Origin of the sequence: Burkholderia sp. JP2-270, from assembly GCF_003233675.1 — a bacterium.
Classification (GTDB): Bacteria; Pseudomonadota; Gammaproteobacteria; order Burkholderiales; family Burkholderiaceae; genus Burkholderia; species Burkholderia pyrrocinia_C.
Genome location: NZ_CP029825.1, coordinates 125,108 through 143,034, shown reverse-complemented (window position 1 = coordinate 143,034; position 17,927 = coordinate 125,108). Strand labels below are relative to the sequence as shown.

At 63.7% G+C, this 17,927-nt stretch carries 13 protein-coding genes and 1 pseudogene; 8 read left to right on the top strand and 6 right to left on the bottom strand.

The window, feature by feature from the left end; translation table 11 throughout:
• Window positions 1-31 precede the first annotated feature (31 nt).
• The 5 genes and pseudogenes from DM992_RS18285 to DM992_RS18260 all read right to left on the bottom strand — a co-directional run bounded on the left by DM992_RS18285 (window position 32) and on the right by DM992_RS18260 (window position 5,633).
• Window positions 32-1,267, bottom strand: coding sequence for an NADH:flavin oxidoreductase (locus DM992_RS18285; RefSeq protein ID WP_111018056.1), 1,236 nt, complete (start codon window positions 1,265-1,267; stop codon window positions 32-34).
• Window positions 1,268-1,615: 348 nt separating this feature from the next.
• Window positions 1,616-2,947: a type II toxin-antitoxin system HipA family toxin gene (locus tag DM992_RS18275; protein WP_111018055.1), complete on the bottom strand. Its 1,332-nt coding sequence runs from the start codon at window positions 2,945-2,947 to the stop codon at window positions 1,616-1,618.
• 2 nt (window positions 2,948-2,949) lie between these two features.
• Window positions 2,950-3,391, bottom strand: a pseudogene (locus DM992_RS18270) (helix-turn-helix transcriptional regulator).
• Window positions 3,392-3,573: 182 nt separating this feature from the next.
• Window positions 3,574-4,698 (bottom strand): bifunctional 3,4-dihydroxy-2-butanone-4-phosphate synthase/GTP cyclohydrolase II, encoded by a 1,125-nt coding sequence (ribBA, locus tag DM992_RS18265; RefSeq protein ID WP_111018054.1) that lies wholly within the window; start codon window positions 4,696-4,698, stop codon window positions 3,574-3,576.
• Complete coding sequence (locus DM992_RS18260) at window positions 4,695-5,633, bottom strand: alpha/beta hydrolase (protein ID WP_111018053.1); 939 nt, start codon at window positions 5,631-5,633, stop codon at window positions 4,695-4,697. The genes ribBA and DM992_RS18260 overlap by 4 nt, the downstream gene beginning before the upstream one ends.
• Window positions 5,634-5,913: 280 nt before the next feature.
• Here DM992_RS18260 and DM992_RS18255 point away from each other — a divergent pair, with 280 nt between their 5' ends.
• Window positions 5,914-7,104, top strand: a complete 1,191-nt coding sequence (locus DM992_RS18255) for a LuxR family transcriptional regulator (protein ID WP_111020280.1) — start codon at window positions 5,914-5,916, stop codon at window positions 7,102-7,104.
• A 50-nt stretch (window positions 7,105-7,154) separates the two neighbouring features.
• Here the strand turns inward: DM992_RS18255 and DM992_RS18250 are convergent, their stop codons facing one another.
• Entirely contained in the window at window positions 7,155-8,084 is a 930-nt protein-coding gene (locus tag DM992_RS18250; RefSeq protein ID WP_111018052.1) for a LysR family transcriptional regulator, read from the bottom strand.
• A gap of 309 nt (window positions 8,085-8,393) precedes the next feature.
• On the opposite strand from DM992_RS18250, the gene mdlC reads away from it, so the two are divergent.
• The 7 genes from mdlC (at window position 8,394) to DM992_RS18215 (ending at window position 17,906) form a co-directional block, all read left to right on the top strand.
• Entirely contained in the window at window positions 8,394-9,983 is a 1,590-nt protein-coding gene (mdlC, locus tag DM992_RS18245) for a benzoylformate decarboxylase (RefSeq protein WP_111018051.1), read from the top strand.
• 55 nt (window positions 9,984-10,038) lie between these two features.
• The gene (locus tag DM992_RS18240; protein WP_111018050.1) at window positions 10,039-11,490 is read left to right on the top strand and encodes an aldehyde dehydrogenase; all 1,452 of its coding nucleotides are present in this window, start codon (window positions 10,039-10,041) and stop codon (window positions 11,488-11,490) included.
• Between the two features lie 263 nt (window positions 11,491-11,753).
• On the top strand, window positions 11,754-13,100 hold the full coding sequence (locus tag DM992_RS18235; RefSeq protein WP_111018049.1) for an MFS transporter: 1,347 nt from the start codon (window positions 11,754-11,756) through the stop codon (window positions 13,098-13,100).
• Window positions 13,101-13,214: 114 nt separating this feature from the next.
• Window positions 13,215-14,387, top strand: coding sequence for a 4-hydroxybenzoate 3-monooxygenase (locus tag DM992_RS18230; protein ID WP_111018048.1), 1,173 nt, complete (start codon window positions 13,215-13,217; stop codon window positions 14,385-14,387).
• Window positions 14,388-14,512: 125 nt separating this feature from the next.
• A complete protein-coding gene (locus DM992_RS18225; RefSeq protein ID WP_111018047.1) occupies window positions 14,513-15,658 on the top strand; it encodes an alpha-hydroxy-acid oxidizing protein in 1,146 nt (381 codons plus the stop codon).
• Between the two features lie 83 nt (window positions 15,659-15,741).
• Window positions 15,742-16,701, top strand: coding sequence for a helix-turn-helix domain-containing protein (locus DM992_RS18220; protein ID WP_111018046.1), 960 nt, complete (start codon window positions 15,742-15,744; stop codon window positions 16,699-16,701).
• A 152-nt stretch (window positions 16,702-16,853) separates the two neighbouring features.
• On the top strand, window positions 16,854-17,906 hold the full coding sequence (locus DM992_RS18215) for a carbon-nitrogen hydrolase family protein (RefSeq protein WP_111018045.1): 1,053 nt from the start codon (window positions 16,854-16,856) through the stop codon (window positions 17,904-17,906).
• Window positions 17,907-17,927: the final 21 nt, after the last annotated feature.

Genomic DNA, 17,927 nt, shown 5'->3' with positions numbered 1-17,927 from the left:
CGGCCTCCGCATCCGCGTCACGCGTCAGGTTTCACGCGCCGGCTGCCGGCACACGGTTCGGCGCGGGGGCGTTCGGCTCGCGCAGCACGCACGCGGTGCCGCCCGGCGTGTACATCGACACGACGCAGCGGTTGCACGACGTGCAGCCCGACTGCGCGAGTCGGCCGTCGCGCAGCCCGTTGACGAAACCCGGTTCGAACACGAGCGCCCGGGCGAGCGCGACCGCATCGAACCCTTCACGCATCGCCAGTTCGACGTTCTCGCGCGAACGCACGCCGCCGAGATAGGCGAGCGGCATTTTGACAGCCGCGCGCACCTTGGTCGAATGCTCGAGGAAATACATCTCGCGAAACGCGCCCATCTTCGGCTCGGCGAGTTTCTGCAGCGTCATCGCGGCACGCACGATCGCGTTGTCAGCGTTCGCGCGCGCGTCGCCGGGCAGCGGGCTGCCGAACAGCTGCCACACCGATTCGACGTTCATCCCGCCGCTCAGCACCAGCAGGTGCGCGCCTTCGGCTTGCAGCCGCCGCGCGATCTCGCATGCGTCGTCGGCGGTGCCGCCGCCGCGCACGCCTTCGGTCACGCCGATCTTGCAGACGACAGCGAGATCGCGGCCCACCGCATCGAGCACGCGGCGCAGCACCTCGACCGGGAACGCCGCGCGGCGCGCCGCGTCGCCGCCGTATGCATCCCGGCGGCGGTTGTACAGCGGCGACAGGAACTGGCTCAGCAGATAGCCGTGGCCCATGTGGATCTCGACCGCATCGAAGCCGGCGTCGCGCGCATGCCGCGCCGCCTGTGCGAATTCGTCGGCGATTGCCGACATCTGGTCGCGCGTTATCGCCTGCTTCAGGAAGCGGCCGCTCATCACGCCGACCTTGTTGAAACCGCCCGACGCGCTCAACGGGCGTTTCGTCGACAGCGACGGCAGGAACGTGAAGCAGCCGCCGTGCGTGATCTGCGCGGATGCGGCCGCGCCGTGGCGATGGACGGCATCGGTCAGCGCGCGGAATTGCCGGACCGTCGGCGCGTCGAGCCGCGCCTGGTCGACGAACGTGCGGCCGTCGTCGCTGACCGCGCAGTACGCGACGGTCGTCAGCGCGGCGCCGCCTTCGGCAATGCGCTCGTGGAAGCCGACGAGTGCGCGCGACGGCACGCCGTTCGGCGTCATGCCTTCGTTGGTGGCGGACTTGATCAGGCGGTTGCGCAGCGTAAGCGGGCCGATCTGCAGCGGGCTGAACGCGGTCGTGAAGTCGGCGGATTCCATGAGGGCGGGGGCGTCGGCAATGGGCATGGCGGCCATTGTGCGGCGGCGGTGCGGGCGCGCATCGTCCGGGTGGATGAGTTTGCCGATCTGACCGGCTTGAAATGCCTGCAAGCTTCACCGCCCGCCGGGATGAATCGTCGACACTGTCCGATCCGGTGCGCGTGCGACGTGTCGATGCGCTTGCCGTCCGCGCCATCGTCATGCGGCGGTTCGCCGTCGTCGAAAGCGGCGAGCACCGTGTCGCGCAATCGCGCGAATTCGCGCGAATCAACGAACCATCGATTCGACGCGTTGAAGCGCCACATCACGCCCCAAGCCCGACACACCGCGGAGAAACATAGCGCGTGATCACCCACCCGCAAGCTTGCGGCTCTGGCGACGCATGCCGTCGAAGATCGCGTCCGCCACATCCGCGGGAAAGTCCACCGGGATCTGCGCGGCGACTTCGGCAATCGCGGGTTCCGTGCGCGCGGCGACAGCCGCCATCGCCGTGTGCACGTCGTCTTCGGTCAGGCCGACGCGCCTGCCCTGCGCGATCCAGTGACGCGGCTGGATCTCGCCGATCACGTAGTGCCGGTTCTTCCCGCACACGGCCATCGCGAGCCGCGCGCGGCGCGGCGGCAACTGGTTGCGGCGTGTGCCGATGATCGGATGCGCGGACAGCACGTCGTACAGCGGCGTGCTGCGATACGTGTTGCCGGGCAGGTGCGCGATGCTGAAGTTCTTCGCATGGCCGTCGATCGCCGCAAGCACCCAGAACACGAGCTGAGCGACGAAGAAGTTCTGCCTGTCGTGCGCGGCGTCGGTCGAATTCGCGAGGATGCCCATGATCGTCTCGATGCCGGGGCCGCCGTCGGATTCGTATTTCGCGCTGGACGGCGTGCCGGTCGCCTGGCACATGTCCTCCTGCGGCAGCCGCAGGATCCATGTGCCTTCGCGCGAAGGACGCCGGTCGAAGCGCTCGACGATCAACGCCTTCTGGTCGTCGAACCGGCCGATCTCGCACGGCGCGACCGGCAGGCCGTAAGCGGCGACGAGCTTCGAGCACAGCCATTCGTTCTCGACGGACGTCCGCATGTCGGCCTGCATGTTCCCGACGCGCCCGAGCGGCAGCTTGAAGATGTGCGTCGTCGGCGTGCTGCCCGACGGCCGCAGCCAGCGGTTTCCCTGACGCAGCAATGCGGTCTTTTCCTGCGCGCCGGCGATCGACAGGCGCAGGTCGCCGTCCGGCTCCGCGCGGCCGGGCAGCGGAGCGGCGGTCGCGTGGCGCAGCGCGTCGGCAACGGCTGCGTCGTCGAGCGTCACGCCGTCGATCGCCTCGAGGTCAACGGGCATTTCGCCGGGCGGCAGCATCTGGATCGCGCCGACGCAATCGCGGCCGATCGACGTCAGCAGTTCGAACGGCGCCGTCGATCCGAGCCGGTAGCGCTGCGCGATGCGGCGGCGGATCGGCTCGCTGTCCGGCAGCAGGTTGTCGAAGTAGTCGGCGACGATCGCGCCCTGGTGCGGCTGGTTGCCGGGCGTGAAGGGCAGCGACAGCGACAGCGGCCGCCCTTGGGGATCATCGAGCCAGCCCGGCAGGTAGACGAGACGCTCGACGCCGCGCCGAATTTCCCAGTAGCCGACCGGAATGCCGTTCATCCACAGGTCGAGCCGGTCGTGGCGCACGCGCGGCGCCATCGTCACCAGTCCTCCCGTTTCGAGATCCGTGGCTTGCCCGGTGCTGCCGTCGCCGGCCGCTTGCGCGCGGCGCCGGTCGTGGCTTTGGTTAGGGCTTTTGCTGCCGTTGCGCCGCGCGCCGGGTCCGGCATGCGTTTTTTTCGCGGCCGGCTTGCGAGCCGCCGGCCCGGCATCGGCAGGGGCAGGGGCATCGGCATCGGGCTGGGCGGATTCCGCCGGATCATCCCGCGCGCCCAGGTCGAGCGTCATACGAACGCCGAGCGTGTTCAGCACCTTGAAAAGCCGTTCGATGCTCACCGCCGACGGATTGGCTTCGAGCTGCGCGTAGGATTGCTGCGTGACGCCCAGGCGGGCGGCCAATTGTGCCTGCGTGAGCCCCGCGGATTTCCTGAAGCCGACGAGTATCGGGCGCAACTGGGTCAGGGTCTGAACAGGAAAGGCCATCGGGCGCTCCGCGGGATGACAGGCGATCGGTTGTAATCGGAAAATACAGTCTATGGCATGTATTGTAAAAATACAAACCCCAGACTGTATTTCGCAAAAACAAACGATAGCCTGTTATGCGAAAACCCGACCAACCCTCCTACCGGTCGGCGCCGCGCGCGACGCCCGCGCATCTTCCCGCATCACGCCGCCCGAAGCGGATTCGCGTATGCGCCCCGCGCACTTTCCGGATCGTCGTCCCCGAGCGGAATGAACGCCATGATCTCCAGATCGTGCCCGGACAACGCCGGCAGCCGGAACGGGCTCGACAGCACGTTCAGCCGCCGCACGCCGACGTCGCGCAGGATTTGCGACCCGATTCCCGTCACGCGCCCATCGCGCCTCGCATTGCCGGCCGGTATCCGCATTGCGTCGCCGCGCATGTCGCAGTCGAGCAGCACCGCGACACCGCAGCCGGCCGCCTCGATGCGCTGCAGCGCGGCGTGCAGCGGCCACGAATGCGCGGACGGCTCAGCGTCGAGCAGGTCGAGCAGCGAATGGCATTCGTGCACGCGCGTCAGCACGGGCGTCGCCGGATCGGGTTCGCCGCGCACGAGCGCGAGATGCGGCGCGCCGTGCACGCCGTCGCGATACTCGATCGCGCGGAACCGTCCCCACGGCGTATGCAGCGGCCGCTCGCCGACGCGTTCGACGAGCGATTCGTGCTCGCGGCGGTAGTGGATCAGGTCGGCGATCGTGCCGATCTTCAGCCCGTGATGCGCGGCGAACGCCTTCAGCTCCGGCAGCCGCGCCATCGTGCCGTCGTCGTTCATCACCTCGCAGATCACCGACGCGGGCGTGAGCCCGGCGAGCGCCGCGAGATCGCAGCCAGCCTCTGTGTGCCCCGCGCGCACCAGCACGCCGCCCGGGCGCGCGGCGATCGGGAACACGTGGCCGGGCTGCACGAGATCGTCGGGGCGCGCGCCCGCACGGACCGCCGCGCGGATCGTATGCGCGCGATCGGCCGCCGATATGCCGGTCGTCACGCCTTCGGCCGCCTCGATGCTGACGGTGAACGCGGTGCCGAACGGCGTGCCGTTGCGATCGGCCATCGGCGGCAGCCGCAATTGCTCGCAGCGCTCGGCGGTCAGCGTCAGGCAGATCAGCCCGCGCCCGAAGCGCGCCATGAAATTGATCGCTTCGGGCGTCACGTGATCGGCCGCGATCACGAGATCGCCTTCGTTCTCGCGATCCTCTTCGTCGACGAGCAGGACCATGCGGCCCGCACGAAGCTCGTCGACGATCTCCAGCGTGCCGGCGAGCGTCATTGCTCCTCCGTCGCGTCGAATGCGCGGCGCAGCGCGTCGGCGCCGAACGTCAGCACGCGGTCGGCCGCATCGACGGCGCCGAGCATGCTCGCGAAACCGTGCAACTGGCCGGGCCAGCGCACGAGCGTCACCGGCGTGCCGGCCTGCGCGAGACGCAGCGCGTACGCTTCGGCCTCGTCGCGCAGCGGATCGAATTCGGCGCTGACGATCGTCGCCGGCGCCGCGCCCGCAACGTCCGGCGCGGCGAGCGGGCTCGCAAGCGGCGATGCGCGATCGGCGCCGTCGTCGAAATAGTGGTGCTTGAACCAGCGCATCATGTCCGCCGTCAGGAAATAGCCGTCGCGGAACGATTCGTACGACGGATGCTCGGTCGCGCAATCGACGACCGGATACAGCAGCAACTGATGCGCGATGCCGATGCCCGAGCCGCGCAACTGCAGCGCGGCGACCGCCGCGAGATTGCCGCCCGCGCTGTCGCCGGCCACGGCCACCGCGCCGGCACGCGCGCCGAGATCGCGCGCGCTGGCGGCAGCCCAGCGCACGGCATCGCACGCGTCGTGCGCGGCCGCCGGGAAACGCGTCTCGGGCGCGAGCCGGTAGTCGACCGACAGCACGAGCGTGCCCGCGCGTTTCGCGAGGCTGCGGCACAGGTTCGCGTGCGAATCGATGCCGCACGACACGAAGCCGCCGCCGTGGAAGAACACCGTCAGCGGCAGCGGTCTGTCGGTATCGGGCCGATACAACCGCGCGGACAACTGACGGCCCGACGCGGGGATCTGCCAGTCCTCTTCGGCGGCGACGGCGTCGCCGGGCGCGAACGCACCGCCCGCGGCGAGGCTCGCGCGGTACGCGGGAACGGTGAGCCGGGCGAAATCGATCGCGGGTGCGTGGGCGAACGCGGCAAGCAGCGCCTGCGCCTGGGGGTCGAGCGGCATGGGAACTCCTGTCTGAATCGGATTCGTCTGGATCAGGTAAACCCGTGTCGCGGTTTTCCCTGAGTCCGGGCCGGACGCTTGCCGGCACGGCCTGACGGGCATTCCAGCGCAGCGGACAGGGCGCCACATCATCCGATTGGACGATGGTTCGCACACCCGGATGGCCAATTCTCACCATTCAGTGAATCTCCCGATGACGCCGGAATTTAGACGCGTCTTAATCATGGCGGCGCGGCTCGGTCGCACCGGAAACATGTCGTATGGAGGATGGAGCGTGCTGATGGAGACGAGATGGGCTCCGCAAGAGAGCCGGGCAACAAGCGACGAGGCCGATATCGGCGTCGCGGATTTCAGCGAGCTGATGGCCCGTATCTATCAGGGGCCGCTGGAGACACCGCCGTGGGCCGGTGCGCTCGAACTGGTCCGCCGCTGGCTGCAGGCGAACTACGTGACGCTGATCCTGCGCGCGGCCGCGAGCGACCGTCGTGCGCCGCTGTCGGTGCACGCATCGGAATTCGGCCCGGTCGTCCCGGGCGACGGCGAGGCTTCGTACAACAACTACTACTATTCGCTCGACCCGTTCGTCGGCCTGCCGGCCGATCGCGTAGTCACGGTCGACGACGTGTTCGGCGACACGGGCTGGTTGTCGAGCGAGCTGTACAAGCAGTTCCTGAAACCGCAGGATGTGCGCTATATCCTCGGCGCCGACCTGCGCACGCCGTCGGGCGTCGAGTGCCGGTTCCGCGTGTGCCGCAACCATGCGTCGAAGCAGTTCTCCGCGCGCGACAAGGCGATCTGCGCGCTGCTGCTGCCTCACCTGAAGCGCGCGGTCGAACTGCACTCTCGGCTCGACACGGCCGAGGTCGAACGCTCGATCTACGCGAACGCGATCAGCCGAATGCAGATCGGCACGATCACGCTCGACGAGAACGGCACGATCATCGACCTGAACAGCGTCGCCGACGAGATCCTCAAGCAGAACAACGGTCTGACGATTGCGCGCGGCACGATCGAGGCGACCGACGCGCAGGAGAACCGCACGCTGAAGCGGCTGATCCGCCACGCGGTGATGGGGCACCACGGCACGGCCGCGGCGACCGTCGAGGCGATGCCGATCACGCGCAGCTTCGACAAGCCGCGCCTCGGGCTGCTGGTGCGCACGGTGCTGCTGTCCGACTGGTCGGAGGACAACAAGCGGCGGCCGGCCGTCACGCTGTTCCTGCGCGACCCCGATCGCAAGCCGCAGGGTGCGCAGGAAATCATCCGCAAGCTGTTCGACCTGACGCCTGCCGAGACGTCGCTCGCGCTGTTGCTGACGAACGGGCTGACGCTCGAGGAAGCGGCGGAGGAATCGGGGATCAGCAAGAACACCGCGCGCACACACCTGCGAGCGATCTTCTCGAAGACGGGCGTCACGCGCCAGGCGACGCTCGTGCGGATCCTGCTCGGGAGCGTGGTGCCGCTCGGGTAGGCGGCGGCCGATGTCGATCCGTCGGCGTCGACATGTGTGATTCAAGGCTGTCAAGACAGGCTTTGCCTTTCTTTGCGCAACGACCCTGTCAGTTGACGCAATTCGTCCAGCAGTTTGACGGCGGGCGCGGGTAGCGTGCCTCGCCGGCGCCGAAACGCGGTTAACGTGCGTTGCGCATCCAGGCCTTCAATATCCAGAGCGTCAATGACACCAGCTTTGCTTTCAGTGTCGTACATCGGTTCGGCCATCCATGAGACAAAGCCACATCGTGCTACAAGGCTTTTGAGCACGGTTACCGAACGGGTCTCGACTGCAATGGCCGGCATTGGGAGACCTCGGGCTTCGAAGGTTTCTTGCATATGGGCATAAGGTCCGGTTCCCTTCGGCGTGAGTGCCCACCGTTGTGTCAACGTGTCATCGAGTCGAAGACTGCGCTTCGAGCGTAAAGGATGATCGGTCGCCGCGACCACGAAACTCCTGTCGGTCCATGAACAATCGGAGAGCGCAGCGACATCCTCGGTTTCGATTCCCGATGTGCAAAGCGCCAGGTCGATTTCGTAAGCGAGCAAGCCCTCGACGAGACGGTCCCACACGCCTTCGATCACCTCGACGCGCAGATTGGGCCATTTCTCGAGCACGCACGCAATGGCCATCGGCAAGACGAGGCTCGCTATGCTGCCCACCGCGCCAACCTTGATGACGCCTTTCGCGAGGCCGCGCATCGCGTCCAGTTCCTCCCGCGCCTGTTCGGCTTCCCTTTGCAGCAACATGGCATGCGGCATCAATGCTTCACCAAGTGCGGTCAGCTGCATCCCTTTCGTGTGGCGCTCGAAAAGCGGCGCCCCTACGGACTCCTCAAGTCGCTTGATCGATCTGCTCAGCGCTGGCTGGGTCATGTCGAGCATGGTCGCGGCTCGTCCCAGGCTACCCGCGGAAACGATCGTGGTGAACATCATCAACTGCTGCAGATTGAAACTCATCGCGGCGAACCAGATTGAAAGGGGTTAAAGGGATCGAACAAGATCCCGAGCTGCACGGCGCTAGGTGTCTTCCCTGAAAGGGACCACCGTGTACGCTCACTGCGGCTGCCGGAAAACCGGTGATGACGACTTACAGCCTTGACTGGTAAGGCTTCCGGGCGGAATAGGCCCGTCCGGCCACCAGGCGAGATCATGCCTGAATGTAATGACTTTGAGCCATTTTGGCAATTTTCAAACAAGGCATCGAATCCCATACTGCGGCTCATCCAATCACCGCCAGCCTGAGTGGCGAACCGCAGAGGATTCGAGATGCAACGAAACACAAGTGGGCAGCCGACCGTTCGCGATGCCGTCGTGGACTTGATGCGGCGCCTCGGAATGACGTCCGTGTTTGCCAATCCCGGCTCGACCGAGCTACCCATGTTCCGCGACTTCCCGGAAGACTTCCGGTACGTGCTGGGATTGCAGGAAGCGGTCGTTGTCGGTATGGCAGATGGGTATGCCCAGGCGACCGGCAATGCCGCGCTGGTCAATCTGCATTCGGCGGCCGGTGTCGGCAACGCGATGGGCAACATCTTCACGGCTTTCAAGAACCGGACGCCTCTGATCGTGACTGCCGGCCAGCAGGCCCGCTCAATTCTGCCGTTCGATCCGTTTCTGTCGGCATCGCAAGCAACCGAGTTGCCGCGCCCCTATGTGAAGTGGAGCATTGAACCGGCTCGTGCCGCGGATGTTCCGCTGGCGCTCGCGCGTGCATACCACGTGGCGATGCAGGAGCCGCGTGGCCCGGTGTTCGTTTCCATTCCGGTCGACGACTGGGATCAGCCGGCCGACTTCGTCGAGGTGACACGGGTCAGCACCCGGTCCCGCCCCGATCCGGTACGGATTGCGGAGATCGGTGACGCGCTGGACAACTGCAAACGGCCGGCCATCGTCGTCGGCGCGGAACTCGATCGTGCCGATGCCTGGAGCGAGGCAATCCAGCTGGCCGAGCGCCACAATGCGCGGGTTTATGTTGCGCCGATGTCGTCGCGCTGCAGCTTCCCTGAAGATCATCGACTTTTCGCCGGATTCCTTCCGGCGATGCGCGAAAAAATCGTTCGGATTCTGAATGGGCATGACCTGATCTTCGCCGTCGGGGCCCCGGCTTTTGCGTATCACGTCGAAGGGAGTGGGCCGCATGTGCCTGACGGTGCCGCGTTGTACCAGCTCATCGACGATCCGGCTACCGCGGCGTGGACGCCGGTCGGCACGTCGGTGGTGGCGAACATTCGGCTGGGGCTTGTGGACCTGCTCGCCCGTCCGGCGCCGCGGGGCCGGCCTCTACCGGCTCCTCGCGAGGTCGTCGAGCGAGCCGAGCCCGCGGCAGTCATGTCAGTCGCATATGCGTTGCAGACGCTGTCCGAGGTCCGCAACGCAGCGGATATCGTGGTCGAGGAGGCGCCCAGTTCGCGCCCCGTCATGCAACGTTATCTGCCGTTCACGCGCAGTCAAACGTTTTACACGATGGCAAGCGGCGGTCTGGGCTACGGCATGCCCGCCGCGGTGGGCGTGGCTTTGGGCAAACCCGGCAGTCGCGTGATCGGCCTCATCGGTGACGGCTCGACGATGTATTCGCCGCAAGCGATCTATAGCGCGGTCCAACTCGATCTCCCGATCACGTTTGTCATTCTGAATAACGCCCGCTACGCCGCCTTGCAGGAATTTGCGCCCGTATTTGGCTTCTCCGCGTCGGATCCGGTACAGGGCACCGACCTCCCGGGGCTGGATTTCGTTTCTCTGGCCAACAGCATGGGTTGCAAAGGGGTTCGAGTGAGCGACGCGCTGTCGCTCAAGTCCGCGCTGGAAGACGCGTTGTCTTCGGGCAAAACGCGCCTTGTAGAAATCGTCGTGGCCTGACCGTGAGTCGGTGGTTCGGCAGGCTGGCATTTCAAACAATTTCGAGGAGACGGAAATGAATCAGGTAGCGATGCTAATCAATGGCGATCGTACGATGGCTCGCGACGGGGCGACATTCGAGCGCCGTAACCCGCTCGATAACACGGTTGCATCGACGGCGCCAGCCGCGACCGTCGTCGAGGCACAAGCCGCGGTGCACGCTGCGGCCGCCGCGTTTCCCGCATGGTCGGCGATGGGGCCAGGCGAGCGACGCGCATTGCTGAACCGAGCGGCAGAGGCACTCGAAGAAAAGGGCGACCGTTTCGCGCTGGCAATGGCAACCGAAACGGGCGCCTCCCGCCTGTGGGCAGATTTCAACGTCAAGCTTGCGGCCGACGGGTTGCGCGAAGCGGCTGCGATGATCACGCAGATTTCGGGCGAAGTGATTCCGTCGGACGTGCCCGGCAGTCTCGCGCTGGGGGTTCGGCAGGCTGCCGGCGTCGTGCTCGGGATCGCACCGTGGAATGCTCCCGTCATCCTTGGCGTGCGTGCCATCGCGTTGCCGCTGGCTTGCGGCAATACCGTCGTGCTCAAAGGTTCCGAAATTTGCCCCGCGACCCACGGCCTCATCATCGAGGCATTGCAGGACGCAGGACTACCGCGTGGCGTCGTGAACTTCGTCACGAATGCGCCGGCGAATGCAGGCGAGATTGTCGAAGCGCTTATTGCCGAGCCCGCGGTCAGACGTGTGAACTTCACGGGTTCGACTCGCGTCGGCCGCATCATCGCTACCCAGTGCGCGAAGTATCTGAAGCCTTCGGTACTTGAACTCGGCGGAAAGGCTCCGTTTCTGGTTCTTCACGATGCCGATCTCGACGCTGCAGTTCAAGGCGCAGCATTCGGGGCGTTCGCCAATTCCGGCCAGATCTGCATGTCCACCGAACGCATCGTCGTCGACATGAAGATCGCCGATGAATTCGTCTCGCGACTGGCCGAAAAGGCAAAGAGCCTGCCGCTTGGCGATCCGAGAAAGGGCCCGGCCGTCCTCGGCTCCGTCGTAGACATGGCGACCGTCAGGAAGTGCAACGACCTGATCGACGACGCGCTGGCGAAAGGTGCGACTTTGGTATGCGGAGGGAAATCCGATACCACGCTCATGCCGGCCACGTTGCTCGATCACGTGACGGCGGACATGCATATCTACCGGGAGGAGTCGTTCGGGCCCGTCAAGGCGATCGTTCGCGTCAATGGAGACGAAGCGGCCATCGCATGCGCAAACGACAATGAATATGGTCTGTCGGCGGCAGTCTTCAGCCGTGATGTTGCGCGTGCCTTGACGGTAGCGAAGCGTATCGAGTCCGGGCTTTGCCACGTCAATGGGCCGACGGTTCACGACGAGGCGCAAATGCCGTTTGGCGGGATGAAGTCCAGTGGTTTTGGGCATTTCGGTGGCAAAGCCGGGATCGCGGAATTTACCGATTTGCGCTGGATCACCGTGCAAACAACGCCTCGTCACTATCCGTTCTGATCCTTGCCACGGTCAAGGCGCGTCTTTCTCACGGAGGAAGAGACGGGCCTCTGGATCGTGGGCGCGAACAAAACAAAACGATAAACCGGTGAGAAAGCCTTCGCTCGTGGAACGACGAGCGATCGGCCTAAGGAGACTGCAATGCCTGTCGTCAATTTCGAGTTGTCGCTCGATCGCACCCGGTTCGAGTTTGACCGTCACGTCGGAAAACGGATTACCCAGGGGTGCGATTCAGACTCGACCGGTCTGGCTTGGGGAGCGAAATGAACGATCGTAATCCACGTCTGCCGACCGTAGACATAGGCCGCACCCTCGATGATGGACCGTTCTCGGCGTTCCAGAGAACGGTCGTCTTGCTCGCCGCGCTTGCCATCGTGATGGATGGATTCGATGGGCAACTCATCGGGTTCGCCATTCCCAGCTTGATCAAGGAGTGGGGCATCACGCGCAACGCATTTGCGCCCGCCGTTGCTGCCGGCCTCGTCGGCATGGGTATAGGCAGCGCGTTCGCCGGGCTTTTCGCGGACAGGTTCGGTCGGCGCTGGGCAATCATCGGGAGCGTGCTGGTATTTGGCTTGGCGACGAGTTCGATTGCGTTATCGCCGGACGTCATGACCATTGCAATCCTGCGCTTCTTCGCGGGACTGGGTATCGGTGGCGCACTGCCGAGCGCGACGACCATGACGGCGGAATTTACACCTGCCCGCCGGCGGACGCTCGCAGTGACCGCAACCATCGTTTGCGTACCGCTGGGGGGCATGCTTGCCGGGCTGTTCGCCAGCGTTGTGCTTCCTCATTTTGGCTGGCGGGGACTCTTTCTTATTGGAGGCACGCTTCCCGTAGCACTGGCGCTCCTGCTGTATTTCGTCATGCCGGAATCGCCACGTTATCTTGCCCGCCATCACGAACGTTGGGATGAACTGCGTCACTTGCTGACCCGCATGTCCCGCTCGATTCAGCCGGACGCTGTGTTCGCCGATCAGAAGGAGCAGAAGGCGGGACAGCGTCCGGGCTTTCGTGCGCTGTTCGCAGACCATCAAGGCCGTGACACGGTTGCAATCTGGGTCGCTTTCTTCATGAACCTGGTCGCGGTCTACAGCGCATTCAGCTGGCTGCCGACGATGCTTGCAGGCGAGGGGCTCAGCCCTTCGGTGGCCGGTTCAGGTCTTACCGCGTACAACCTCGGCGGCGTATTCGGCGCAATGGGCTGCGCGGTGGCAATCGGTCGGTTCGGGTCGCGCTGGCCTTTGCTCGTATGTTGCTTGATGGCATCCGCGAGCGCGCTTTTCCTGCGCGGTCTTGACGTCTCTGCCCACACGACGTTGCTGGTGTTCGGAATCGGTTTGCACGGCCTCTTTGTGAACGCAGTCCAGTCGACGATGTATGCCCTTTGCGCGTACGTCTATCCAACCGAGATTCGCGCGACCGGGACCGCATCCGCGCTCGCGTTTGGGCGGCTTGGCGCGATTCTCAGCGCGTTCGCGGGGGCATTCGTGATCACGCAGGGTGGAGCGTCTGCGTACCTGGGCATGCTGGGCGCCGCGATGTCGATGGTTTTCATCTGCCTGATGATCGTGCGTCGCCATATTCCGCCCATCAATGGCGCCTGACGTCAGTGTCGAGCGTGATGTTTGCTACGGGCTCTGCGCAGAGCAGGTAACGGCGTCGCTCATGTTGAATTGAATGATGGAAAGCAGCTGTCAGACCCTTTAGTTGGAGATCTTATGCGCACTCAAGTAGGCATTATTGGCGCCGGTCCTGCCGGCCTCCTTCTTTCTCATCTTTTGCATCTGAAGGGTATCGAGTCCGTCGTGCTCGAAACCCGCGGGCGCGAGCAAATCGAATCGACGATCAGGGCGGGTGTACTCGAGCAGGGGACGATGGATCTGCTTGAAGCGTCGGGTGTCGGTGAACGGATGAAGGCGGAAGGTGCCTTGCATCACGGCTTTGAACTTGCGTTCGACGGAAAGCGGCGACGCATCGACCTCAAGGCGTTGACCGGTCGGTCCATCACCGTCTACGCGCAGCACGAAGTCATCAAGGATCTGGTGGCGGCTCGCGTTGCTGCAGGCGGCGCTATCCTGTTTGGTGTCTCGGATGTCTCGATTCGCAACATCGACACATCCGCCCCGTCGATACAGTTCGTGCATCAAGGGCAGTCGCACACGCTGGACTGTGATTTCGTTATCGGATGCGACGGTTCGCAAGGGGTGTCCCGTTCGGCGATTCCCGAGAGCGTTCGCCGCGATTTCGAGCGCGTCTATCCGTTCGGCTGGTTCGGCATTCTGGTCGAAGGCGCGCCCTCCGCCGACGAACTGATCTATGCACGTCATGATCGTGGCTTTGCATTGGTCAGTACCCGTTCGCCGACGGTTCAGCGCATGTATTTCCAGTGCGACCCGAAAGATTCCGTCGATAAGTGGTCCGACGACCGGATCTGGGCCGAAATGCACGCACGCGTCGACTCCGCCGATGGTCAGTGCGTTGTCGACGGGAAGATCTTTCAGAAGAATATCGTCGGCATGAGGAACTTCGTCTCGACGACGATGCAGCATGGCCGGCTGTTTCTTGCCGGCGATGCCGCTCATATCGTTCCTCCTACCGGAGCAAAAGGTCTCAACCTGGCAGTCTCCGACGTACGGATCCTGAGCCGGGGACTCGACGCGTACTACCGCACCGGCGATGAAGCGCAACTCGCTTCGTACAGTCAGCTCGCGCTCAAACGGATCTGGCGCGCGGAGCATTTCTCCTACTGGATGACCCGTATGATGCATCGCCTCGACGACGCATCGCCGTTCGAGCAGCAGTTGCAGGTTGCCGAACTCGAACATGTGACCACGTCCGAGACGGCGGCGAGGTCCCTGGCGGAAAACTATGTCGGGAGCGTTGTCGTCTAGCTTTCGACATGTGCGACGTTGCTTGGTCGTCTTCCGGTTCGAACGATCGAGAGAGACGCGCGAAACTGGAGTACAGCGCGTCCCGTGCTTTTCGCATCACGATTTACTCTGACAGTACCCAAATCATGACAACAGGATTTCCCGGCATTTTCTCCGTCAGCGACTATCGTGACGAAGCCAGACGGCGGCTGCCACGAATGGTGTTCGACTATCTGGAAGGCGCGGCGGACGATGAATCGGGACCGAGGCATAACCGTTCGGCGTTCGACAAATTGCAGTTGTTGCCACGCCGATTGTCGGATGTCAGCACACGAGAGCAGTCCGTGGCGCTTTTAGGCCGGCGGATCCCGTTACCGCTGGTGATCGCGCCAACGGGTCTCAATGGCGCATTCTGGCCGAAGGGCGACCTCGCACTTGCGCGTGCGGCGGGCAAGGCCGGTATTCCGTTTGCGCTGTCGACGGCTTCCAACATGTCCATCGAGGAGGTGGCAAAAGGGGCGGACGGAGAACTGTGGTTTCAACTGTACGTCGTTCATCGCAACCTCGCGAAGAGCCTGGTTAATCGTGCCCGCTCGGCTCGCTATTCGACCTTGATCCTCACCACCGATGTCGCGGTCAACGGCTTTCGCCGACGCGATCTTCGCAATGGCTTTGCCATGCCGTTCAAGGCAAGTGCACGTGCGGCTGTCGACGGACTATCGCACCCGCGTTGGCTTTGGTCTTATCTGATGAACGGCATGCCGGAGTTGAAGAATTTCGCTACGGACGATGCATCGGACACGGCCTCCCAGGCCGCGATTCTTCGCCGGCAGATGGATGCGAGCTTCAGTTGGGATGACCTGCGCCGTTTGCGGGACGAATGGCCCGGCAAACTCCTTGTCAAGGGCATCGTGACGGCCGATGATGCCGTTCGGTGCGTCGAGCTCGGCGCGGACGGCGTCATCGTTTCGAACCACGGCGGCAGGCAACTCGCCGACCTGCCCGCGACAGCCGACGTGCTGCCGGATATTGTCGAGCGCACATCGGGAACGACGGTCATTCTCGACAGCGGCATACGGACGGGGGCTGATGTCGTCAAGGCGATCGCGTTGGGGGCAAATGCCGTGATGCTGGGGCGCGCCACCTTATACGGGTTGGCTGCCAGAGGGGAAATCGGCGTGAGCGACGTCATCGAGATGATCAAACGGGAAACAGACCGGACGCTCGCCCTCATCGGTTGTCGCTCGGTGGGTGAGCTCGATCGCAGCTATGTTTCGAAGCGACCGTCATAGGCAACTGCGCATTGACGCCGGATTCTGGATGCGCAATTGTTCGGGATAGCTATCCCGCGTATTTGCCGCCGGAACCTTGTGCCATGAATAAAGTGAATACTACGGATCATTACCATCGCGACGACAGGCTTTTGGCATGGGCAGATCAGGTTCGGGCCAGCTGCGTCCCCATGGTTTTCAGGACCGAGTCCGATCAGGGATTTCATGGCGAGATTTCCAGCGTGAACGCCGACGGACTGTGTGTGTCGCGGATCTCGGCGGTCGATCACGTCGCGGCTCATGACTGGGACGAAGTGCGGCGCACGGCGGACGACTACCTGCTTGTGTCGATACAGACCGAGGGACGAGGTGCGATCGAGCAGGATGCCCGCACCGCGTTCGTCGCCCCTACCGACATGGTGCTGTTCGACTCGTCGCGCAATTTCGTCTGGCATTTCTCCGGGCAGCATTACACGATCCGCTTTCCCCGCAAAGCACTGGAGAAATTGGTGCCGTGTGGCCGGCAGCACACCGCAGTGAGGATTCCTGCGGCCACCGGGATACGCCGAATCGCCGCGGACCATATCGCGTCCCTGCACAGAGCGCTTTCGTCCGACGAAGGCGCCATGACCGGTTGTGAGAGGCTTGGCGATGTGTCCGCCAACCTGGTCGCACTGGCGTTGGCAGATTATTTCAACACGGTTCCGCTGCCCAAATCCAACGTGAAAGAGATGCATCTGCTCCGGGCACGTGCATTGATCAAGGACCGTATTCACGAACCGGAACTGGGACCCGAACAGATCGCCGATGAACTGGGGGTTTCCAGCCGTTATCTTTACCGACTGTTCGCCGAGGTCGGAGAGTCGATCGGCGAGATCATCTGTACAGCCAGACTCAACGGGTGCGGCGAGTGGCTTCAGCAACGCGCCTACGCAAACCGCTCGATTACCGATATTGCGATGGCATGGGGTTTCAATAATGCATCGCATTTCAGTCGCACGTTTCGACGTCACTTTGGAATGTCTGCGCGCGACTACCGTGCGAAGCATCGCGACGCTATTTGAATCGCCCCTGAGCTGGCTGCGCGGCGATCCAGCCTGCTGGCAGCATAAGCAAAAATCCTGTTCTGTCAGAGTCAAGCGTCCGCCATATTGGCCCCGGACACTTCGTCTACAACGTTGCGGGCGTCCCGTCCCGCGAGTCGTGGAGGAGTATCTTGGCTCTCAACCATCCCCAATATAAAGCGGCTGTTGTACAGGCCGCCCCGGCGTTCCTCGATCTTCAGGCCGGAATCGAAAAGTCCATACGCTTGATTGAAGAGGCGGCGCAGGCCGGCGCCGCCCTGATCGCATTCCCTGAAGTGTGGCTGCCGGGCTATCCGTTCTACGTCTGGCTCGGTACACCAGCCTGGTATATGAGTAAAGGCTATGTTCAGCGTTACTTCGACAACTCGCTGAGCTACGACAGTCCGGAAGCCGATGCACTGAGGGACGCGTCGAGGAAAAACCGTATCACGGTCGTGATGGGTCTCTCGGAGCGCAAGGGCCACTCGTTGTATATCTCCCAATGGATGATCGGCCCCGACGGGGAAACCCTCCTGCAACGACAGAAACTCAAACCCACCCACCTCGAGCGGACGGTTTTCGGTGACGGGGAGGGCAGCGGCTTGACCGTGATCGACAGTCCGTTGGGAAAGCTTGGCGCGCTTTGTTGTGCCGAACACGTGCAGCCTTTGACCAAAGCCGCAATGTATGCGCAAGGCGAACAGGTCCACGTTGCCGCCTGGCCGAGCTTTTCCCTCTATGAATTTGCCAGCGCATTGAGCCACCAGGTGAACAACGCGGTTTCGCGGACCTATGCCGTCGAAGGAGGTTGCTTCGTCCTCGCGCCTTCGACAGTCGTCACCGAGGAGATGGTCGAGAGTCTTTGCGACACTGAGGACAAACGTCAGCTGTTGCGGGCAGGCGGTGGCCATAGCGTTGGATACGGGCCCGACGGGGCGGAGCTGTTCGACAAGATCGACGAAACCGCGGAAGGCCTGCTCTACGCCAATATCGATCTCGGCATGCAATCGCTTTCGAAGTGCGTTTTCGATCCAGCGGGGCATTACTCCCGGCCTGACGTTCTGCGATTGCTGATCGACCGGCGACCGCGCCCCGCTGTCGCCGAGATTCTCGGTAGAGCGCCGGTGGAGACGGTCACCGATGATCAAACCTCATCAGACGGCGGCTGCCCGTCCGAGCTTGCGGGAAGCGGCGGAAATCGGTAGCGGGACCATCGAGCTCGCCAT